Source organism: Castellaniella daejeonensis (genome assembly GCF_039523555.1).
GTDB lineage: Bacteria > Pseudomonadota > Gammaproteobacteria > Burkholderiales > Burkholderiaceae_B > Castellaniella > Castellaniella daejeonensis.
In genome coordinates, this window is sequence record NZ_BAAAFN010000014.1 from 86,708 (window position 1) to 106,868 (window position 20,161).

Genomic DNA, 20,161 nt, shown 5'->3' on the forward strand with positions numbered 1-20,161 from the left:
CGGCAGTAACCTTGCAGGCTGGCGTCGCGACGGCCTGCGTGGGCATGCCAGATCGGGCCGGATGCGGCGGTGCTTCCTTCCCGGAGACCTGCTCATGCGCTTTGCCGCCGTCCTCGATCATTGCTCGTCTGCCCGATGGATCCCCTGATCCTGGTTGCGGGCGCGGGCGTGGCGGCGGGCGCCATGAACGCCCTGGCCGGCGGCGGCTCTTTCATCAGCCTGCCCGCCCTGATCGCTGCCGGCGTCCCTCCCGTGCTGGCCAATACGTCCAGCACCGTCGCGCTGTATCCCGGCGGCATGGCCAGTGCCTGGGCCTACCGCGATGGCCTGGCGGGGGTGGCCGACGTCGATCTGCGGCCACTGCTGGCGGTGACGCTGCTGGGCGGCGTCGCGGGGGCTTTCCTGCTGCTGCATACTTCGACGCGGGCTTTCGATGCCGTGTTGCCGTGGCTGCTGCTGGTCGCCGCCTGCGCCCTGGGGTTCGGGCGCCGCATCGGGGAATGGATGCGCGCGCGCTGGCGCGTGCGCCCGGCCGTGGTTCTGGGCCTGCAGTTCGGGCTGGGCATCTACGGCGGCTATTTCGGCGGCGCGGTCGGCATCATGATGATGGCGGTGTGGGGCCTGCTGGGTTCTCACGACATCAAGAGCATGCATCCGCCGCGCACCTTGATGGTGACCGCGGCCAACACCATGGCGGTCCTGATCTTCATTGCGGCGGGCGCCGTGCAGTGGCGCGAGACCCTGGTCATGCTGATCGCGGCCTCTCTGGGCGGCTACGGCGGCGCGCTGCTCGGCAAGCGCATCCCGGCCCCGCTCGTCCGGGCCGGCACGCTGTTGCTGACCGCGTGCATCACCGTGGCGTTCTTCGTGCGGGCGTATGGCTGATGGCGGCCCACGGGCCGGACGGGTGCGCCGGACCGCGAAACGTCAGGACGTCTCCAGGGCCTCGCCGGTTTCCTGCGCCAGGAAGCCCCCGCTCTGGTGGCGCCACAGGCGTGCATACGTGCCGCCTCTGGCCAGCAGTTCCGCGTGGCTGCCCTGTTCGATGATGCGGCCTTCGTCCAGGACGATGAGCCGATCCATGGCGGCGATGGTGGACAGGCGATGGGCGATCGCGATCACGGTCTTGCCTCGCATGATCCCGTCCAGGCTTTCCTGGATGGCCGCCTCGACCTCGGAATCCAGGGCGCTGGTGGCTTCGTCGAGCAGCAGGATCGGCGCGTTCTTGAGCATGACGCGGGCGATGGCGATGCGCTGGCGCTGCCCGCCCGACAGTTTCACGCCGCGTTCGCCCACCAGGGTGTCGTAGCCCGTGCGGCCCCCGGGGTCGCCCAGTTGCCGGATGAACTCGTCGGCCTGCGCGCGGGCAGCCGCCGCGCGGATGTCTTCGTCGCCGGCGTCGGGCCGGCCGTAGGCGATGTTGTCGCGGATCGAGCGATGCAGCAGCGATGTGTCCTGCGTCACCATGCCGATCGCGGCACGCAGGCTGTCCTGCGTCACGTGGGCGATGTCCTGGCCGTCGATCAGGATGCGGCCGCCGTCCAGGTCGTAGAAGCGCAGCAGCAGGTTGATCAGGGTGGATTTTCCGGCGCCGGAGCGTCCGACCAGGCCGATCCTTTCGCCGGGGCGCACGGTCAGGTCGAGCCCGTCGAAGACCTGCCGTTCGCCGTTGTAGTTGAAGGATATCCGCTCGAAGACCACCTCGCCGCGGCTGACTTCCAGGGGTCGGGCATCCGGCGCATCCAGCACCTTCGGCGGGTGGGTCAGGGTGGCGATGCCGTCCTGTACGGTGCCGATGTTCTCGAAGAGCGAGGCCATCTGCCACATGATCCAGTGCGACATGCCGTTCACCCGCAGGGCCATGGCCGTGACCGCGGCGACTGCGCCGGTGCCGACGTGCCCATCCTGCCAGAGCCACAGTGCGTAGCCGCCCGCCGACAGGATCAGGCCCGATACCAGTGCCTGGTTGACGATTTCGAACCGGCTGACCAGGCGCATCTGGCGGTAGCCCGTGTCCTGGAAATCCACCATCGCGGCGCGGGCGAAGTGGGCTTCGCGCCGGGTGTGCGAGAACAGCTTGACGGTGGCGATATTGGCATAGGCATCGGTCACGCGCCCGGTCATCGAGGAGCGGGCGTGGGCCTGTTCCTGCCCGACCTTGCCCAGGCGCGGCACGAAATACGCCATGGCCAGGCCATACAGCACGAGCCAGCCGATGAAAGGCAGCATCAGCCGCCCGTCGAAGCCGCCCGCGACCGCGATGAGCGTGAAGAAATACACGCCGATGCCGAGCACGATCTCGCTGAAGGTGAGCAGCACGTCGCGCACCGCCAGGGCCGTCTGCATGACCTTGGTGGTGACGCGGCCTGCGAATTCGTTGGTGAAGAACGACAGGCTCTGGCGCAACATCAGCCGGTGGAAATCCCAGCGCAGCCTGAGGGGCAGGTTGATCGCCAGCACCTGGTGCTGCATCGCGGTGCTCAGCGTCACCAGCCCGATGCTGGCGACGAGCACGATGCCGATCCCCCACAGCACGCGGTGGGCGTGCGCGGTGGCTTCGGTCCCCGCCTGCCAGGCCGCCAGGAGATCCACCACCTGGCCCAGGAAGGCGAACAGCCAGGCCTCGTAGATGGAGACGCTTGCACTCAGGGCCGCCAGCACGGCGATGTAGCGCCGCGAGCCGCGCGTGCAGGCCCAGAGAAAGGGGAACAGGCCCTTGGGCGGCAGCGGCGCGTCTTCGGGAGGGAACGGATCGAGCAGGCTTTCGAACCTGTGCAGCAAGTGAGGCTCCGGAAAAGCGGGGGCCCGTCATGGGCCCCCCGTGGTTCGCCCGCAGCGCGGGCTGGCGGCCGCCAGGCCGTCAGTTTGCCAGCAGCACCGGCACCGTCATGGTGGACATCAGGGTGCTGGTGGCGCCTCCCATGATCCATTGGCGCATGCGGCTGTGGCCGTAGGCGCCCATCACGATCAGGTCGGCGTCGGTGTCGGTGGCTGTGTTCAGGATGACGTTGCCGACACCGTAGCCGGTGCTGTCCTTAAGCAGGTGCCTGGGCTTGGGGTAGCCCAGGCTGGTGCAGTAGTCGGAGAAATCGTCTTCGTGGATGTCGCGGTCGCGCATCAGCTTTTCGTCGCGGTCGATTTCCAGGACGGTGAGCGCCTGGCAGTTCAGCAGGAGCGGCGCTGCGTCGGAAAACGCGCGTGCGGCTTCGCGGCGCTGGTCCCAGCAGAACAAAATGCGCCGGCCGATGGTGTCGATGGGGCCGTGGTTGGGGATGAGCAGCACCGGCCGGCCCGACGCCATGACCACGGCCGCCGGCAGATTGGGCCGCAGCGCCGACAGACTGTCGCCCTGGTCCGCCTTGCTCATGATGAGCAGGTCGCAGTAGCGGGCATGCAGCGTCAGGCCTTCTTCGGCGTCGCCATGCGGGGTGCGCCAGTGGGCCTGGACGCCCCGTTCACGGGCCTTCTGGAGGAACAGCGCCTGGGTGGCCTCGCGGTGTTCGTCGCGGCGCTTGCGCAGGGCCGAGCGGACGTCCTGGGGCAGGATGTTTTCGTCTTGCTGGAGGCCCGCGACGCTGGCGGAAGGATAGATGCCGACGGCTTCCGCCCCGCGTTCCTTGGCCAACCGCAGGCCGATGTCCATGCGGCGTTCGCAGACGGTATCGTCGTTCAGGTGGATTGCAATGCGGCCCGGCATACGAAACTCCCGTGGTGTGGTGGAATCTGTACTGCGTTCCTGCCATCTTATCCCAGGCCCGGCCTCCTGTGCGGTACGGCAGGAGCCCTTTCTGACGCGGCGCAAACCGGCCCGTGCGGGGAATTCGTCTATAATTCGCCCCTCAAGGGGAGTAGCTCACTTTCCGCGGCATCGTCATGACGGCATTGCGTGCTTGCACGCGGCGCCCGGTGCCCGGGCAACCCGCATGACCTTCGGACAGGCCCCGGTTGCGAGCAAGACCTTGCCGCCCAGGGCAAGGTTCGTCTTCCCGCCATGCAAATGGCCTGATCCTCCCGGCGGTCCGTACCGAAAACCGACCTTTCATCACCGGAGGAACCGCATGATCGAATTCATCGAAACGCTGCATTGGGCAGGCGTTTTCCAGATCATCCTGATCGACATCCTGCTGGGCGGAGACAACGCCGTCGTCATCGCCCTGGCCTGCCGCAACCTGCCGCGCGCCCAGCGCATGCAGGGCATCCTGTGGGGGACGGCCGGGGCCATCGTATTGCGGGTGGCGCTGATCGCCTTCGCCCTGACGCTGCTCAGCATTCCCTTCCTGAAGGTCGTCGGCGCGCTGCTGCTGCTGTGGATCGGCGTCAAGCTGCTGCTGCCCGAAGAAGGCGGGCATGACAAGGTTGCCGGCAACGTCTCGGTCCTGGCGGCTGTCAAGACGATCATCATCGCGGACTTCGTCATGAGCCTGGACAACGTCATCGCCATCGCCGGGGCGGCGCAGGGGGCTCATCCCGACCATCAGATCGGCCTGGTGATCTTCGGCCTGCTGGTCAGCGTGCCCATCATCGTCTGGGGCAGCACGCTGGTTCTGAAGCTCATCGACCGCTATCCGCTGGTGGTTACCTTCGGCGCGGGGCTGCTGGGCTGGATCGCGGGCGGCATGCTCGTGTCCGACGTCATCGTCGCGGAACACCTGGGCACGCCGTCCACGGCCGTGAAACTGGCCGTGGAAATCGCCGGTGCGCTGCTGGTCGTCGTGGTGGGCCGCTGGCTGGCCGGCCGCAGGACGGCCGGCGCAGGGCGGACCGCCGGCTGATCCCTCCAGGCGGATCCGGTCCCGCGGGTGGCGCCCCGGAAGCCGTCCGCGGGGCGTCCCGAGTCGCCGGGCGGGGTTTCAGGACAGGGCCCGCAGCCAGGCCACCGTCGCCATGCCCAGCAGCGTCATGGCCAGCGAACCGGCAACGTGCACGAGCACCGCGACGGCCATCCACCCCAGCCGGCCCTGTTCCAGCATCACGGCAAGCTCGGCGGAAAAGGTCGAGAACGTCGTCAGCCCGCCGCAGAATCCCGTGATGACGAACAGCCGCATCTGCGGCGACAGGCCCGTATGCCCGCCGAACCAGGCGATGGCCATGCCGATGATGTAGCCGCCCAGCAGGTTGGCCGCCAGCGTGCCCAGGGTCAGGTTGGGGAAGACGTCGTTCAGTGCGTGCCCGAGCACCCAGCGCAGGATGGCGCCGAGCGAGGCGCCCAGGGAAATGGCAACGAGGGTACTGGGCACGGCGACCTCCGGTGAGCGGGAAATGAAAAATGCCTACGGCCCGGCGGATGGTGTGCCGGGGGCCGTAGGCATCATCAGCCGCGATGCGCGGCGGTTGCGAGGATTCCCCGGCCCGGCCTGGGGAATCCCTGGAGGCATGCCATCTCCAGGTGGGGCCGATATTAGCAGCGCCTTGCGAGGCCGCGCAAGGCGGTGTCTTCCCGCGCTACGGTCTGTGGGCCGCTCCGGTCCGCGGGCCGGTTCACGGGGCTGGCCCGTGTCAGGGTGCATCTCCGCGTTACACTGGGCCGGTCGTTTTTTCCGAACCCTGCGGAAGGAGTGCATCCATGCTCAAAGGTAAAAAAGCGGTCGTCACCGGTTCCACCAGCGGCATTGGCCTGGCCATCGCCCGTGAACTGGCCCGACAGGGCGCCGACGTGGTCATCAACGGCTTCGGCGATGCCGACGCCATCGAGCGCGAGCGCGCCGGTCTCGAAAAGGACTTCGGCGTCAAGGCCGTGTACCTGAACGCCGATCTGATGGACGGGCGGGCCGCGCGCGATTTCATCGCCCAGTCGATCCAGGCGCTGGGCGGCATCGACATTCTGGTCAACAACGCCGGCATCCAGCACACCGCCCTGATCGAGGATTTCCCGGCCGACAGGTGGGACGCCATCATCGCCCTGAATCTCTCGGCCGTGTTCCATTGCACCGCCGCCGCGCTGCCGGCGATGAAGCAGCGGAAATCCGGCCGCATCATCAACATCGCCTCGGCCCACGGCCTGGTGGCTTCGGTCAACAAATCGGCCTATGTCGCCGCCAAGCACGGCGTGGTCGGCCTGACCAAGGTCACCGCATTGGAAAACGCGGGGACCGGCGTCACCTGCAACGCCATCTGCCCGGGCTGGGTGCGCACCCCCCTGGTGGAAAAGCAGATCCAGGCGCTGGCGCAGCAAAAGGGCATCGGCATCGAGGATGCCGCCAGGGACCTGCTGACCGAAAAGCAGCCGTCCCTGGAATTCGTCACGCCCGAGCAGCTGGGCCAGGCCGCCGTGTTCATCGCCTCGGATGCGGCATCGCAGATGACCGGCACCACGCTGTCCATCGACGGCGGCTGGACCGCCCGTTGAATCCGGAGACCGCCACATGCTGACGGTGCTGTCCCCCGCCAAGAAACTGGATTACGACTCCCCGGTGCGCACGGCCCTGCAGTCGCAGCCGGTGTTCCCCGAACAGACGCGCGAGCTGATCGGGATCCTGCGCCTGCTGTCCGCCAGCGACCTGGCTGGCCTGATGGGCCTGTCGGATGCCCTGGCACGCCTGAATGCCGACCGCTACGCAGCCTGGGTGGATGCGCCCGACGCGCGGCATGCGCGCCAGGCAGTCCTGGCATTCGACGGCGACGTCTACGAGGGTCTGCGGGCGCCGGAATTGTCCGACGACAGGCTGAACTGGGCGCAGGAGCACCTGGCCATCCTCAGCGGGCTGTACGGAGTGCTGCGGCCGCTGGACCTGATCCAGCCTCACCGGCTGGAGATGGGCACGCGGCTGCGCACGGCTCGTGGCTCCACCCTGTATGCATGGTGGGGCGATCTGATCGCTGGCGAACTGAACCGGCGCCTGGATGCGTTGTCCGGCCAGCGCATCCTGCTGAACCTGGCTTCGGGCGAGTATTTCAAGTCGGTGGACCGCAAGGCGCTGGATGCGCGCGTGGTCGAATGCGTCTTCCAGGACGAAAAGAATGGCACCTGGAAGATCATCAGCTTCTACGCCAAGCGGGCACGCGGCCTGATGGCGCGCTACATCGTCGATCATGGCATCGACGATGTCCGGGATCTGCGGGATTTCGCAACCGAAGGCTATGCCTACGCACCGCGCGAATCCTCGGGCGACCGGCTGGTTTTCCGGCGTTCCGCCCGGCCGGATCAGGGATAACCTGGGGTTGCAGGGCTTTCCGGAGCCATGGCACGCTGTGTCTGTAATTATGAATTATTAATTTCAGAGTTCTGCACAGGAGGCCCCGATGGCGGCCAGGATTGTCCAGAAAATCCTCTACCAGGAAGTCGCCGATCATCTGCGCGGCATGATCCGGGCGGGGGAGCTGAAGGCGGGGGAATGGGTCGACGAGGTCAGCCTGACCGCATCGATGGGCATTTCCCGCACGCCGCTGCGCGAGGCGCTCAAGGTCCTGGTGGCCGAGGGCCTGCTGCGCATCGAACCGCGGCGGGGCTGTTTCGTCAATGAGCTGTCGGGCCGCGACCTGGAGAACATCTTTCCCCTGATGGCGATGCTCGAAGGCCGGTGCGCCTTCGAGGCGGCCCTGAAGGTCACGGACGCCGACCTGCGGCGGCTCGAACCACTGCACAACGACCTGCGCCGCTATGCGGAAAAGGGATCGATCGACGACTACTACGCCGCCAACGCAAAGATCCACGTCGCCATCCAGGACCTGGCCGACAATCGCTGGCTGTCCGGCCTGATCGACAACCTGCGCCAGGTGCTCAGCCTGTCGCGCCATCGCAGCCTCAGCTATCCGGGCCGGATCGATGAATCCTGCGCCGAGCACCTGGCGATCTTCGCCGCCCTGAAGGCACGCGATCCCGAAGGCGCCGAGGCTGTGACCCGCAAGCACCTGATGCGCCAGCTCGAGGCCTTGCGCGCCCTGGCGCACAGGGACGAATCCGCCGCCGGACACCCCCCGGCGTCCCATGCGGACGAAATGCCGGAGAAACGCCATGCCCACAGCTGATCCGAAGCAGGCCGCCCGCGCAACCGAATCCGCCGCTGCGGCCGGAAGCGCTGACGTCTCCGCCGCGTCGGCGCCAGCCCGAACAGGCGGCCTGCTGGCACGCCTGGGCCGCTGGCTGGACCGCGACCACCTGCCCGATCCGGAAGCGTTGCGGGCGCTCTACGAAGCATCCCTGACCGATGGTGGCGCGAATCACCTGGCCCGCCAGTGGGCGGAACGCTACCGGGCCGCCGACGCCGACGAGCGCCGTTCCCTGCTGGCATGCCTGGTGCGTGCCGGCGTGGACATCGAGCCGCGCGGCGACCGGGGCGCGCGGCTGTTCCGGCGCCTGTACGCGCAAAGCGACAGGCTGGAACTGATGGTGGAGTTGCGCGCCGATATGCTGCGCTGGCGCAACCAGGTCGCGGGGTTGTCGGTTCTGGAGCAGGAGCTGGCGGCCCTGCTGTCGAACTGGTTCGACGTGGGCATGCTGGAACTGCGCCACATCAACTGGGATTCGCCTGCCTCGCTGCTGGAAAAGCTGATCCGTTACGAGGCCGTGCACGAGATCCGCTCGTGGGACGACATGCGCCGCAGGGTGGCTGCCGACCGGCGGTGCTATGCCTTCTTCCATCCCCGCATGAGCGATGTGCCGCTGATCTTCGTGGAAGTCGCTTTCGACGGGCAGATGGCCTCGAACGTGCAGGACCTGCTCGATCCGTCGCGTCCGGTGGACGGTCTGGACAAGGCGCGCTGGGCCATCTTCTATTCGATCTCCAACACCCAGCGCGGGCTGCGCGGCATCAGTTTCGGGAATTTCCTCCTCAAGCGGGTGATCGAGGAACTGCTGGACGAACTGCCGCAGCTCAAGTCCTTTGCCACCCTGTCGCCGATTCCCGGCTTTGCCGACTGGCTGGGACGCCGGTCGGGCGAGGAGATCCAGGCGCTGCTGGCCGACAAGGCCGAACGCCAGGCGGCGGCCGGGGATCCGGATGCGGGCGCCCGCTGGCTGGAACGCCTGCGCGCCGCCGCACAGGGCGAGGCGCCGGAAAGCGTGCGCCGCAGCGGGCTGAGACTGGCGGCGCATTATCTGACGCAATTGCGGGACGGCGAACCGCTCGACCCGGTGGCTCGTTTTCACCTGGGCAACGGCGCCCGTATCGAGCGCCTGAACTGGGCGGCCGATGCCTCGGCGCGCGGACTGGAGCAGTCCTGCTGCATGATGGTGAACTACCTGTACGAACCCGAGCAGCTCGACGAGAACCGGGCCCGCCTGTCCGCCGGCAAGCCGCGCGTATCGCGGGGAGTGCAATGGCTGTGAAACCGGAACCGGGCGCCGGGTGCGTGCATGTGCGCGTCGAAGGCGTGGTGGCGACCGTCACGCTGGACCATCCCGGGCGCCTGAATGCCATCACGGTCGCCATGTGGCACGCGCTGGCGGAAACCTTCGGGCGCCTGTCGGCCGACCGGGCCCTGCGATGCGTGGTCGTGCGCGGCGCGGGCGGGAACTTCGCCGCCGGTGCCGACATCCGCGAGTTCCCGCGGGTGCGTGCAGACCTGGACAGCGTCATGGCCTATCACCGGCGCACCATCGCACCGGCCCTGCGGGCCGTGTCGGATTGCATCCACCCCGTCGTTGCCGCCATTGAAGGCGTCTGCGTGGGCGGCGGGCTGGAGATCGCCAGTCGCTGCGACCTGCGCCTGGCGGCCCGGGGTGCGCGGTTCGGGGCGCCCATCAACCGCCTGGGCTTTCCCATGGCGCCCGACGAAATGCGCGGGTTGCTGGATCTGGCGGGCCGCGCCGCGACACTGGAGATCCTGCTGGAGGGCAGGGTGTTCGGCGCCGACGAGGCGCAGGTGAAAGGGCTGCTGACGCGGGTCGTCGATGCGGATGCCCTGGAAACCGAGCTGGCGGCCACGACGGCGCGTCTGTGTGCCGGCGCCCCGTTGGCCGCGCGCCTGAACAAATGGACCGCCGCCCGCCTGGCGTGCGATCCGTCGCCGCTTGGCGATGATGAATGGCGCGCCTGCTTCGCCTATGCCGACGGGGCCGATCACCGGCGGGGCGTGCAGGCCTTTCTGCAGGGCACCGACCCTGTTTTCACTGGAGAATGACTTGGAACGCGAGGCGAATGCGAATCTCTATACCGTGCTGCGGAGCGGCTTTCCGTCCGACCTGGGCGCCGTGGCGATCGAAACCCCGGGGCGCACCTACAGCTGGGCGGATATCGACGCCATCAGCGGACGCATGGCCGCGCTGCTGCGCTCATTTGGCGCGCCGGCGGGGTCGCGCGTCGCCGTCCAGGTCGAGAAGTCACCCGAAGCCCTGATGCTGTACCTGGCGACCCTGCGCGCCGGCCTGGTCTATCTGCCGCTGAACACTGCCTATCGCGAGGCCGAGGTGGCCTATTTCCTGGGCGATGCCGAGCCCTCCGTGGTGGTGTGCGCGGACAGCGCGAAAAGCTGGTGCGAACCCCTGGCGCGCGGCAAGGGGGCTGCCCAGGTGCTGACTCTGAATGCCGATGGCAGCGGCTCCCTGGCCGATGCAGCGGCAGCAATGGAGCTGGCGTTCGAGACTGCGCACAGCGCTCCGGGGGATCTGGCTGCCATTCTGTATACCTCCGGCACCACGGGGCGCAGCAAGGGTGCCATGCTGACGCATGCCAACCTGGCCTCCAATGCGCTCACCCTGCGGGATTTCTGGGGGTGGCGCGCCGATGACGTGCTGCTGCACATGCTGCCGATCTTCCATGTCCATGGCCTGTTCGTGGCGTCCCATGGGGCGCTGCTGGCGGGCGCGCGGATGATCTGGCTGCCGAAGCTGGACGTGGAACAGGCCCTGCACTACCTGCCGCGCTGCACCCTGATGATGGGGGTGCCCACGTATTACGTCCGGCTGCTGGCCGATCCGCGCTTCGGCCGCGAGACCTGCAGCAACATGCGGCTCTTCATCTCCGGCTCGGCCCCGCTGCTGGTGGACACGTTCCGCGAATTCCAGGCGCGTTCCGGCATGACGATCCTGGAACGCTACGGCATGAGCGAGACCGGCATGATCACCTCCAATCCCTGGGATCCGGCGCGTGGCGAGCGCATTCCCGGCACGGTGGGCCCCGCGCTGCCCGGCCAGTTCGTGCGGGTGATGGACGACGCCGGCCAGCCGGTCGCGATCGGCGAGCCGGGCCATGTCCAGGTGCGCGGGCCGAACGTGTTCGCCGGCTACTGGCGCATGCCGGAGAAAACCCGCGAGGAATTCACCGCCGATGGCTGGTTCCGTACCGGCGACATCGGCGTGCTCGGCGGGCCGGGCATCCCCGACGATTACCTGAGCATCGTGGGCCGCAGCAAGGATCTGATCATCTCGGGAGGCTACAACGTCTATCCCAAGGAAATCGAGATGGTCATCGACGCCATGCCGGGGGTCCAGGAGTCGGCCGTGATCGGCGTGCCGCATGCCGATTTCGGCGAGGCGGTGGTGGCCGTGGTGGTGCCGCGCGCCGGGGCATCCGTGGATCCGGTCGCCATCCAGGCGGGCCTGAAATCCGGCCTGGCCAACTTCAAGGTGCCGAAAAAAATACATGTGATCGATGCGCTGCCGCGCAATGCCATGGGCAAGGTCCAGAAAAACGTGCTGCGGCAGCAGTACGCGGACCTGGAATGAGAAGGGGCGTTCGATAGGCCCCGGCGGGGCCACGGCCGTACCCGGACCCGGGGCGGCAATTTCCTCCATAAAAATCATCAGGAGACAACCATGAAGCGACACATCCTTTGCGCCGCGCTGGGCCTGGCCCTGGCGGCCGGGTCGGGCACTTCCCTGGCTGAGACCACGTTGCGGGCTTCGCACCAGTTCCCGGGCGGGCAGGGCGACCCGCGCGACGAAATGGTGCAGATCATCGCCCGCGAGGTCGAGGCGGCCAATGTCGGATTGAAGATCCAGGTGTTCCCCGGATCTTCGCTGTACAAGGCCACCGAGCAGTGGGGGGCGCTCACGCGCGGCCAGCTGGACATGACGGCATTCCCCCTGGACTACGCCTCGGGCCGCGTGCCGCAGTTTTCCGCCACCCTGATGCCGGGCCTGGTGCGCAACTACGACCATGCCCAGCGCCTGAACCAGTCCAACTTCATGAAGGACATCAAGGCGCTGATCGAGAAGCAGGGCGCGGTGGTCATCGCCGACGCCTGGCTGGCGGGCGGTTTCGCCTCGAAGAAGAACTGCATCACCGGGCCCGACACCATCAAGGGGCAGGTCATCCGGGCGGCCGGCCCGGCCTTCGAGCAGATGCTGGCGGCGGCGGGCGCGTCGATCTCGTCCATGCCGTCGTCCGAGGTCTATTCGGCCATGCAGACGGGCGTCCTGGACGCGGCCAACACGTCCAACGACAGCTTCGTTTCCTATCGGCTGTACGAGCAGGCCAAGTGCCTGACGGCGCCGGGCGACAATGCGCTGTGGTTCATGTACGAGCCGGTGCTGATGTCCAAGAAGGTCTTCGACAACCTGGAGCCCAAGCAGCGCGAGGCCATCCTGGCGGCCGCGAAGAAGGCCGAGGACTACTTCACCGTCGAAGCGCGCAAGGGCGAGCAGAAGATGCGCGACATCTACACCAAGGCCGGGGTGGAAGTCGTGACCATGACGCCCGAGGACTACAAGGCCTGGATGGCGGTGGCCAAGCACTCCTCCTACCGCATGTTCTCGGAAAAGGTGCCGGGCGGCGATGAGCTGCTGAGGAAGGCGCTGGCCGTCCAGTAGCGGCCGGATGCGCACGCCGCCCTGCCATGGGCGGCGTGCGCCCGCCGCCCGTCCGGGGAGGACGCAGCCGGTCCTTCCCGCCTTGAGCGACGCACATGGAGGTCGCATGAATCGAATCTTTACGCGCTGGGTGGAAAGTCTGACGCGGGTCTGCGGCGTGCTGTCGGCACTGCTGCTGGTGTTCGCGATGCTGGTGGTCTGCCAGATGATCCTGATGCGCTACGTGTTTCGCGCCCCCACCATCTGGCAGACCGAGGCCGTGGTGTTCGGCGCCACGGCGGCGATCTTCCTGGGTGCGCCCTATGTGCTGATGACCAAGGGGCACGTCGGCGTCGATTTCATCCAGATGCTGGTGGGCGACCGGACCCGCCTCTGGCTGGACCGCATCGGGGCCTGGCTGGGCCTGGGATTCTGCATCCTGATGACCGCGGCCACCGGGCTGCATCTGTTCGAGGCGCTGGAAGGCGGGTGGACGACCTCCAGCGTGGCCGCCGTGCCGCTGTGGATGCCGCTGACGCCCGTGGTGTTCGGCTTCGCCCTGCTGAGCCTGCAGTATGTCGTCGAAATCATGAAACTGTCGGGAGATCCGTCATGACGCCCACCCTCGCCGGGATCTGCATCATCCTGGGCCTGTGCCTGATGCTGGCGACCGGCATGCCCATCGCCTTCGCCCTGGGCCTGGCCGCCGTGGTCGGATTGTTCCTGGACATGGGGCCGGGCGTGATCTATGTGCTTGCCGAGACCATGTTCGCCGGGATCGCCAACCTGGGCTACGTCGCCATCCCCATGTTCGTGCTGATGGGCGCCATCGTGGCCGGCACGCCGGCGGGCGGCGACCTGTACAAGACCCTGGATCGCTGGCTGCACAAGGTGCCTGGCGGCCTGGTGCTGTCGAACATCGGCGCCTGCGCGATCTTTTCCGGCATGACCGGATCCAGTCCGGCCACCTGCGCAGCCATCGGCAAGATGGGTATCCCGGAAATGCTCGGCCGCGGCTATCCGTCTTCGGTGGCCACCGGTTCGATCGCCGCCGGCGGCACGCTGGGCATACTGATCCCGCCCTCGGTCACCATGATCGTCTACGGCATTGCCACACAGACCTCGATCGGCCGGCTGTTCCTGGCCGGCGTACTGCCGGGGATTCTGCTGACCTGCATGTTCATGGCCTGGGCGCTGTACGATGCCCGGCGCAAGGGCTTTCGCTTCAACACCGGTTCCCTGCGCTATTCCTGGCGCGACAAGCTGGCCACCCTGCCCAGGGTGCTGCCCCTGCTGCTCATCATCCTGGGCATGCTCTTCGTGCTGTACGGCGGCGTGGCCACTCCGTCCGAAGCCGCCGGTGCCGGCGCGTTGCTGACGCTGGTGGTGGTCGTCCTGGTCTACCGCCTGTTCCGCATGAAGACTTACGTCGACGTGTTCGGCTCGGCGATGCGCGAAAGCGTCATGATCATGATGATCATGGCCTCGGCGGAATTGTTCGCCTTTGCCCTGTCGTCCCTGTTCATCACCCAGACGCTGGCCTCGGCCATCGCGGCGCTGGAGATCAACCGATGGCTGCTGATGGGGCTGATCAACGTCTTCCTGCTGGTGGCCGGGATGTTCCTGCCGCCGGTGGCCATCATCGTCATGGCGGCGCCGCTGCTGCTGCCCATCATCACCCAGGCCGGCTTCGATCCGTACTGGTTCGCCGTGGTGCTGACGATCAACATGGAGATCGGCCTGATCACTCCGCCCGTCGGACTGAATCTGTTCGTGCTCAACGCGATCGCGCCCGACGTGCCCACCCAGGATATCCTGAGGGGAGCGCTGCCCTACGTGCTGGTCATGATGGCGGCCATCGTGCTGCTGTGCATGTTCCCCGGCATCGTCACCTGGCTGCCCGAACTGGTCATGGGCGCGGCGGTCAGCTGACGGCGGTTCCGGTGTGGCCGTTGCCGGCGGGAATCAGCCGGCCGGCTGCGCCCGCACGGCTGCCGGCTGCGGGGGCGCTTCCAGCGCCCGCATTTCTTCATCGATGCGCTGCGCGGCCTTGATCATCTGGCGCAGGGGATAGGCGATGGTCGCGTAGTCGCCCTCGGTCTCGATGACATTGGGCGCCGCGGCCCGCCTGCCTTCCAGTGCGTCCCGGGTGGCTGCCAGTGCCTGCCGGATGCCTTCGGGCTCGTCGTCGATCAGCGCCAGGTGCGGAATCACCGCGGCGATCTGCGAGGCCAGGGTGTGGTTCTGGATCAGCAGGCGGTTCAGTTCCGGCACATGACGCTGGTGGCTGACGGGTTCGTCCATCATGCGATAGAAGGCCGAGGTGAAGTTGCCGAAGGCGATGTGCACGTTCTTGCGGGCCAGCCGCCAGCGCACGTCGGTCTCGCCGGATTCGGGGGTGCGTCCTGCGCGTGCCGCGCGGCAGGCATCGACGTGATCCAGTCCGGCCTGCAGGAAGGCCAGGTTGGCGGCGCGCAGCGCCCGGGCCAGCTTGCCCAGGGTGTTGCGTTCCCAGGACGGCAGGATGTAGCTGCAGGTCAGCGCCAGGATGCAGCCGATCACGGTATCCACCAGGCGCTCGCCCACGACCGCGTTGGATCCCGGGGCGAGGAAATGGAACACCAGCAGCACGAACAGGGTGTTGAACATTGCCGACAGGGCGTAGTTGACCTGCACCAGGCTGTAGCCCAGAACGCTGCTGGCCACCAGGATGAGCAGGAGTGCGTGGGAGTTGTCCACCAGGCTGAACAGCAGCAGCGACAGGCCGCAGCCGATCAGCGTGCCTGTCAGGCGCCAGCCGTTGCGCTGGCGTGTCAGCGCGAAGCCGGGCTTCATGATGATCAGCACTGTCAGGACGATCCAGTAGCCATGGCCGGCCATGCCCGGATCCAGCGTATTCACCAGCGGGGCGCGGGCCAGCAGGGCGCCCACCACCATGGCCAGCAGCGACGCGACCGCCACCCGCAAGGCGTAGCGGCAATGCGCGGACCTGAAGTTCAGGTTGCGCGTCAGCATGTCCGCCCGCCATTTCTGCCGCGTCAGGAAACGGTCCAGGGTCTTGCGCGCGCGGACCGGGTCGGTTTCCGGCGGGACGGGGTTCACGGAATGGTCCGCCATGCGGTCGACCTGGCGGGTCATGTTGCGCAGCCGGCGCAGCACCTGGACCAGCAGGGCGTAGAGTTCCGGATCGGACTGCGGCATGCCGCCCTCGCGCAGTTGCTGCAGTTCGAATTCCAGGGCACGCAGTTCGGCCTTGACGCTGTTGCGCACCCGATAGCGGCGATTGCGCGCCACGTTCAGGGCCAGGTCGGCCACGTTGGCGGAAAGCTTCATCATGGCATCGCGCACGAACAGCAGGATGTCGCTGTCGGGCAGCGCACGGCGCAAAGTGGCGTAGTCGGTGTGGGTGGCCACCATGCTGTCGAGCAGGCTGATCATGTCGACGAACAGGTTCAGCAGCCCCTGGCGCAGCCGGTCGGCATGGGTTGCGGTGCCGCGCGGCTGCTCGCGCAGCACCATGTCGCGCGCGGCCTGGTGGGCCTCGGTCATGAGCGCCTGGCGGCGGATCAGGTTGCGGTAGCTGTCGTCCAGGTCCTGGCGGATGTCGTAGAAGCGGGCCCGCGCGGCGATGTAGTCGGCCGTGGCGAACAGCGCCACGGACAGGGCCTGCTGTTCCTCGCGGTGCCACATCAGCCGGTGCACGGCCGCGCTGTAGAGCAGGTAGAAGGCGCCGCCCAGGAACGACGTCAGCGTGTGCTCCAGCACGTCGGCCGGAGTCAGCGGCGTGCGCAGCGTCAGTGTCATGATCAGCAGGCAGGCGAAGCCGAGCAGGCCGCCGTGCTTGCCGTAGACGGTCAGCATCGAGAAGCAGAAGCACAGGGCGGGCACGGTCAGCCAGATGGCCAGGACGTGGCTGGAGGCCAGGCCGGTCAGGAAGGTGGTGAGCGAGCCCAGGCACAGGGCGGCGAACATGCCGTTGATGCCGTAGCGCCGCGGGCCGCCGGGCTGGTCCAGGATGGCCACGCAGGCGGCGCCGACCGCCGCCACGAAGCTGCTGGTGTGCCAGCCGAAGACCCCGGACAGCACCAGGGCCGGCAGCAGCACGCCAGCGGCCTGGCGCATCCCGCCGAAGAAGTAATGGCTGTAGAAAAAGCGCTGCAGCTGCGAGGTGGACAAGGTCATGCGGCCTGCGTTTGATGGCGAGGTGGTGAGCGAAAGTATAGAGAACACCTGGCCGGAGTATCTAGTTACTCCGGCGGGCGGGAGTTGGTCATGAGGCCGATATCCGGAAAGCTGCGAATTCCTTATGCTTGCACCATGCGGATTTCCCGCGCAAGAAGGCCAAGTCATCATGACCACCCCATCTTCCCGAAAAGCCCTGTCCGTGCTGGTCGCCAGCACCTTTGCATTCACGATCTGCTTTGCCGTGTGGATGATGTTCGCCGTGCTCGGCATCCCCATCAAGAACCAGCTCGGCCTGTCCGAAACCGAGTTCGGCCTGCTGGCGGCGATGCCGGTGCTGTCCGGCTCGCTGGTGCGGGTGCCGCTGGGCATCTGGACCGACCGGCACGGAGGACGCATCGTATTCTTCGCGACCATGCTGGCGGCCGTGGTGCCGATCTGGCTCATGTCCTATGCCACCCAGTACTGGCAGTTCCTGGTCCTGGCCCTGTTCGTCGGCCTGGTGGGCGGCACGTTCTCCGTAGGCACGCCGTATGTGGCCCGCTGGTTCAAGCGCGACCGCCAGGGCTTTGCCATGGGCGTCTTCGGTGCCGGCAATTCGGGCGCGGCGGTCACGAAATTCGTGGCGCCGGCGCTGATCGCCGCCGCCGGCGGCGCCTGGACCGTCGTGCCGCAGGTGTATGCCGTCGGCCTGCTGGTCACGGCCTGCCTGTTCTGGGTGTTCACCGCCACGGATCCGGCCCATCTGCAGGCCGCTTCGAGCGCCGGTTTCCGGGCCCAGCTGCAGCTGCTGCGCGATCCCCGGGTGTGGCGCTACAGCCAGTACTACTCGGTCGTGTTCGGCGGCTATGTCGGCCTGGCGCTCTGGATGGTGCACTACTACGTCGACGAATACGGCTTCAGCATGGGCACGGCCGCTTTTCTGGCCGCCTGCTTCTCGCTGCCGGGCGGGGTGCTGCGCGCCCTGGGCGGCTGGATTTCCGACCGCTTCGGCGCCTATCGCACGACCTGGTGGGTGATGTGGGTGGCCTGGGTCGCGTTCTTCGTCCTCAGCTACCCCAAGACCGACTTCACGATCCAGACCGCTTCCGGGCCGCTGTCCTTCCACCTGGCGCTCAGCCCGACGGTGTTCACCATCCTGCTCTTCGTCGTGGGGATCGCGATGGCGATCGGCAAGGCCTCGGTGTTCAAGTTCATCTCCAACGACTACGACGGCAACATCGGCGCGGTGTCGGGAATCGTGGGCCTGGCAGGGGGGCTGGGCGGCTTCATCCTGCCGATCCTGTTCGGCGCGCTGCTGGATTTCACGGGCATCAATTCCAGTTGCTTCATGCTGATGTACGGCACGGTCTGCGTCTCGCTGGTCTGGATGCACTACAGCTTCAGGGGCGAGGGACAGCGCCGGGATTCGTCCGGGTCGGCGCGGCTGGCTGCCGACGCCGCCTGATTCCATGGATTCCACGAACCCCCTCTACCTGGATTCGCCCGCGCTGCGCTATCGCCTGTCGACCCGCATCATCGCGACGTCGGTGGCGGTGCTGGCGCTCGTGCTGGGCATGATCGGCTGGACACTATGGCTTTCCTGGCAGCTCGAAGGCGCCGGCGCGGCAATCAACGACACCGGCAGCCTGCGGATGCGGGCCAATCAGGTGGCCATCGTCCTGCTGCGCCATGCGCCCGGCGCCGGTCCGCAGGGCGGTGCGGGCGGGGGCGTCGCGTTGGATCTGGACGGCCTGCTTTCGGCCCAGGAACGGATCCTGGGCCGGATCCGCCAGGGGGATGCGGACCGGCCCCTGGCGCTGCCGCACGACCGCCGGATCCGGGCGCAGATGGACCGGGTCACGGCGCTCTGGGACGAAAAGCTGGTGCCCGCCGCGCGGGCGGCCAGCGCCGGCGCGCCGGTGCGGATCTACCTGGATCTGTTGCCCGTGTTCGTGGCCCAGGCCGATGGCCTGGTGCGCATGATCGAGGACGACAGCGCCCGCAAGACCAGCCGCCTGCGGTTTTCCCAGGGCATGCTGGTCGTCATGGCCTGCATCGGGACGCTCGCCCTGGTGTATCTGCTGTATCTGTGGATCATCTACCCGGTGCGCCGCCTGCAGGGCGGCCTGCAACGCATGGCGCTGCGGGAATTCGGCGTGCGCCTGCCGGTGGACCGCCGTGACGAGTTCGGCGTGCTGGCGCGCGGCTTCAATCGCATGGCCGATGAGCTTCAGGAACTCTACACCGACCTGGAGGCCAGGGTCGCCGAAAAGACCGCGCAGCTTGCCAGCCAGAACGAAGTCCTGTCCGCGCTCTACGACATGGCGGCTTTCCTGAACCGCCCCAACGACATCGAAGCGGTCTGCCGGGGGTTCCTGGACCGGGTGATCCGGCGCTTCGGGGCCGATGGCGCGGCGATCAGCCTGCGCGGCCCCCTGGGCGACCGGGCACGGATTTCCATCACCGCGGGCCGCAGGGACGCGGCGCGCTATCCCGCATCGGCCGCCTTCCGGATCCATACCCAGGAAGACGTGCTGGGCGAGTTCACCCTGTATTTCCTCGAGCCGCATGCACTGGGCGCGGAGCAGAACCACCTGCTGGAGACCCTGGGCCTGCACCTGGGGGTGGCCGTGGAGAACCGGCGGCTGAGCGGCCAGGCGCGCCAGCTGGCCATGGAACAGGAGCGCAATCTCATGGCGCAGGGGCTGCACGACAGTATTGCCCAGGGCCTGAATTTCCTGAATCTGCAGCTGCAGCTGCTGGATCGCGCGGCCGACCGCGCCGACCTGGACGAGATCCGCGAGATCGTGCCTTTGCTGCGGACCGGGGTGGACGAGAGCTACCAGGACGTGCGCGAACTGCTGAACAACTTCCGCACCCAGCTGGGCGAGGGCGGCCTGCTGCATGCGGCGGAAGAGGCCGTGGCCCGGTTCCGCCGCCAGACGGGCGTCGAGGTCTCGCTGCGGTCCGACGGTCTCATGGGCGGGGCGCCCCTGACGCGCGAGCAGCAGCTGGAGGCCCTGTTCATCCTGCAGGAGGCGCTGTCCAATGTGCGCAAGCATGCCGAGGCCGGCAAGGTCGACATCCACCTGAGCAACCGCACCCATTTCCGGATGGAGATCTCCGACGACGGGATCGGCTATGATCCGGAAAGCCTCGCCGATCGGCCCGAAGGGCATTTCGGCCGCCGCATTATGCAGGAACGCGCGCGGCGCATGGGCGCCACCCTGACGGTCACGACCGCGCCCGGGCAGGGGGTCTCGATCGTGCTGGAACTGCCGGCCGGCGGTCAGCGGAGGCCGGCCTGAGCCCACCGCGCGGGTCCGGGCG

At 67.6% G+C, this 20,161-nt stretch carries 17 protein-coding genes and 1 riboswitch; of the genes, 13 read left to right on the forward strand and 4 right to left on the reverse strand.

Annotated elements, in window-relative coordinates; translation table 11 throughout:
* Positions 1–135: 135 nt before the first annotated feature.
* The gene (locus tag ABD022_RS09620; protein WP_343821126.1) at positions 136–885 is read left to right on the forward strand and encodes a sulfite exporter TauE/SafE family protein; all 750 of its coding nucleotides are present in this window, start codon (positions 136–138) and stop codon (positions 883–885) included.
* Between the two features lie 42 nt (positions 886–927).
* Here ABD022_RS09620 and ABD022_RS09625 read toward each other — a convergent pair whose 3' ends face one another.
* Together ABD022_RS09625 and ABD022_RS09630 are read right to left on the reverse strand one after the other, a co-directional pair.
* Positions 928–2,781 carry an ABC transporter ATP-binding protein gene (locus ABD022_RS09625; RefSeq protein WP_343821127.1) on the reverse strand — a complete coding sequence of 618 codons (1,854 nt, stop codon included), beginning with the start codon at positions 2,779–2,781 and terminating at the stop codon, positions 928–930.
* A gap of 79 nt (positions 2,782–2,860) precedes the next feature.
* Positions 2,861–3,697 (reverse strand): universal stress protein, encoded by an 837-nt coding sequence (locus ABD022_RS09630; RefSeq protein ID WP_325126578.1) that lies wholly within the window; start codon positions 3,695–3,697, stop codon positions 2,861–2,863.
* A gap of 361 nt (positions 3,698–4,058) precedes the next feature.
* On the opposite strand from ABD022_RS09630, the gene ABD022_RS09635 reads away from it, so the two are divergent.
* Positions 4,059–4,772, forward strand: coding sequence for a TerC family protein (locus tag ABD022_RS09635; RefSeq protein ID WP_325126576.1), 714 nt, complete (start codon positions 4,059–4,061; stop codon positions 4,770–4,772).
* A 78-nt stretch (positions 4,773–4,850) separates the two neighbouring features.
* On the opposite strand, the gene crcB is transcribed toward ABD022_RS09635, so the two are convergent.
* Positions 4,851–5,237, reverse strand: a complete 387-nt coding sequence (gene crcB, locus ABD022_RS09640) for a fluoride efflux transporter CrcB (RefSeq protein ID WP_325126574.1) — start codon at positions 5,235–5,237, stop codon at positions 4,851–4,853.
* A gap of 58 nt (positions 5,238–5,295) precedes the next feature.
* A riboswitch (Fluoride riboswitch) is annotated at positions 5,296–5,393 on the reverse strand.
* 170 nt (positions 5,394–5,563) lie between these two features.
* On the opposite strand from crcB, the gene ABD022_RS09645 reads away from it, so the two are divergent.
* From ABD022_RS09645 to ABD022_RS09685, 9 genes are all read left to right on the forward strand, one after another.
* Positions 5,564–6,346, forward strand: a complete 783-nt coding sequence (locus ABD022_RS09645; protein WP_325126572.1) for a 3-hydroxybutyrate dehydrogenase — start codon at positions 5,564–5,566, stop codon at positions 6,344–6,346.
* 16 nt (positions 6,347–6,362) lie between these two features.
* The gene (yaaA, locus tag ABD022_RS09650) at positions 6,363–7,151 is read left to right on the forward strand and encodes a peroxide stress protein YaaA (protein ID WP_325126570.1); all 789 of its coding nucleotides are present in this window, start codon (positions 6,363–6,365) and stop codon (positions 7,149–7,151) included.
* An 88-nt stretch (positions 7,152–7,239) separates the two neighbouring features.
* Complete coding sequence (locus tag ABD022_RS09655) at positions 7,240–7,965, forward strand: GntR family transcriptional regulator (protein WP_325126568.1); 726 nt, start codon at positions 7,240–7,242, stop codon at positions 7,963–7,965.
* Complete coding sequence (locus ABD022_RS09660; RefSeq protein ID WP_325126566.1) at positions 7,952–9,265, forward strand: malonyl-CoA decarboxylase domain-containing protein; 1,314 nt, start codon at positions 7,952–7,954, stop codon at positions 9,263–9,265. The genes ABD022_RS09655 and ABD022_RS09660 overlap by 14 nt, the downstream gene beginning before the upstream one ends.
* Positions 9,256–10,059, forward strand: a complete 804-nt coding sequence (locus ABD022_RS09665) for an enoyl-CoA hydratase-related protein (RefSeq protein ID WP_325126564.1) — start codon at positions 9,256–9,258, stop codon at positions 10,057–10,059. Before ABD022_RS09660 ends, ABD022_RS09665 begins: the two co-directional genes overlap by 10 nt.
* Positions 9,956–11,602 carry a malonate--CoA ligase gene (locus tag ABD022_RS09670; protein ID WP_425545218.1) on the forward strand — a complete coding sequence of 549 codons (1,647 nt, stop codon included), beginning with the start codon at positions 9,956–9,958 and terminating at the stop codon, positions 11,600–11,602. The genes ABD022_RS09665 and ABD022_RS09670 overlap by 104 nt, the downstream gene beginning before the upstream one ends.
* A 90-nt stretch (positions 11,603–11,692) precedes the next feature.
* Positions 11,693–12,688, forward strand: coding sequence for a TRAP transporter substrate-binding protein (locus ABD022_RS09675; protein ID WP_325126560.1), 996 nt, complete (start codon positions 11,693–11,695; stop codon positions 12,686–12,688).
* Between the two features lie 106 nt (positions 12,689–12,794).
* Complete coding sequence (locus tag ABD022_RS09680; RefSeq protein ID WP_325126558.1) at positions 12,795–13,283, forward strand: TRAP transporter small permease subunit; 489 nt, start codon at positions 12,795–12,797, stop codon at positions 13,281–13,283.
* The gene (locus ABD022_RS09685) at positions 13,280–14,599 is read left to right on the forward strand and encodes a TRAP transporter large permease (RefSeq protein WP_325126555.1); all 1,320 of its coding nucleotides are present in this window, start codon (positions 13,280–13,282) and stop codon (positions 14,597–14,599) included. Before ABD022_RS09680 ends, ABD022_RS09685 begins: the two co-directional genes overlap by 4 nt.
* A 33-nt stretch (positions 14,600–14,632) precedes the next feature.
* Here the strand turns inward: ABD022_RS09685 and ABD022_RS09690 are convergent, their stop codons facing one another.
* Positions 14,633–16,849 carry an FUSC family protein gene (locus ABD022_RS09690; protein ID WP_343821133.1) on the reverse strand — a complete coding sequence of 739 codons (2,217 nt, stop codon included), beginning with the start codon at positions 16,847–16,849 and terminating at the stop codon, positions 14,633–14,635.
* 169 nt (positions 16,850–17,018) lie between these two features.
* On the opposite strand from ABD022_RS09690, the gene ABD022_RS09695 reads away from it, so the two are divergent.
* Together ABD022_RS09695 and ABD022_RS09700 are read left to right on the forward strand one after the other, a co-directional pair.
* The gene (locus ABD022_RS09695) at positions 17,019–18,296 is read left to right on the forward strand and encodes an MFS transporter (RefSeq protein WP_325126551.1); all 1,278 of its coding nucleotides are present in this window, start codon (positions 17,019–17,021) and stop codon (positions 18,294–18,296) included.
* Positions 18,297–18,300: 4 nt separating this feature from the next.
* Entirely contained in the window at positions 18,301–20,139 is a 1,839-nt protein-coding gene (locus ABD022_RS09700; RefSeq protein ID WP_343821135.1) for a type IV pili methyl-accepting chemotaxis transducer N-terminal domain-containing protein, read from the forward strand.
* Positions 20,140–20,161: the final 22 nt, after the last annotated feature.

What these genes read in the sequence shown, in the direction of transcription:
- ABD022_RS09620 (WP_343821126.1), top strand. Translation starts at nt 136, where the DNA reads ATGGATCCCCTGATCCTGGTTGCGGGCGCGGGCGTGGCGGCGGGCGCC.
- ABD022_RS09630 (WP_325126578.1), bottom strand. Translation starts at nt 3,697, where the DNA reads ATGCCGGGCCGCATTGCAATCCACCTGAACGACGATACCGTCTGCGAA.
- ABD022_RS09635 (WP_325126576.1), top strand. Translation starts at nt 4,059, where the DNA reads ATGATCGAATTCATCGAAACGCTGCATTGGGCAGGCGTTTTCCAGATC.
- ABD022_RS09645 (WP_325126572.1), top strand. Translation starts at nt 5,564, where the DNA reads ATGCTCAAAGGTAAAAAAGCGGTCGTCACCGGTTCCACCAGCGGCATT.
- yaaA (WP_325126570.1), top strand. Translation starts at nt 6,363, where the DNA reads ATGCTGACGGTGCTGTCCCCCGCCAAGAAACTGGATTACGACTCCCCG.
- ABD022_RS09655 (WP_325126568.1), top strand. Translation starts at nt 7,240, where the DNA reads ATGGCGGCCAGGATTGTCCAGAAAATCCTCTACCAGGAAGTCGCCGAT.
- ABD022_RS09660 (WP_325126566.1), top strand. Translation starts at nt 7,952, where the DNA reads ATGCCCACAGCTGATCCGAAGCAGGCCGCCCGCGCAACCGAATCCGCC.
- ABD022_RS09665 (WP_325126564.1), top strand. Translation starts at nt 9,256, where the DNA reads ATGGCTGTGAAACCGGAACCGGGCGCCGGGTGCGTGCATGTGCGCGTC.
- ABD022_RS09670 (WP_425545218.1), top strand. Translation starts at nt 9,956, where the DNA reads ATGATGAATGGCGCGCCTGCTTCGCCTATGCCGACGGGGCCGATCACC.
- ABD022_RS09675 (WP_325126560.1), top strand. Translation starts at nt 11,693, where the DNA reads ATGAAGCGACACATCCTTTGCGCCGCGCTGGGCCTGGCCCTGGCGGCC.
- ABD022_RS09680 (WP_325126558.1), top strand. Translation starts at nt 12,795, where the DNA reads ATGAATCGAATCTTTACGCGCTGGGTGGAAAGTCTGACGCGGGTCTGC.
- ABD022_RS09685 (WP_325126555.1), top strand. Translation starts at nt 13,280, where the DNA reads ATGACGCCCACCCTCGCCGGGATCTGCATCATCCTGGGCCTGTGCCTG.
- ABD022_RS09690 (WP_343821133.1), bottom strand. Translation starts at nt 16,849, where the DNA reads ATGACCTTGTCCACCTCGCAGCTGCAGCGCTTTTTCTACAGCCATTAC.
- ABD022_RS09695 (WP_325126551.1), top strand. Translation starts at nt 17,019, where the DNA reads ATGACCACCCCATCTTCCCGAAAAGCCCTGTCCGTGCTGGTCGCCAGC.
- ABD022_RS09700 (WP_343821135.1), top strand. Translation starts at nt 18,301, where the DNA reads ATGGATTCCACGAACCCCCTCTACCTGGATTCGCCCGCGCTGCGCTAT.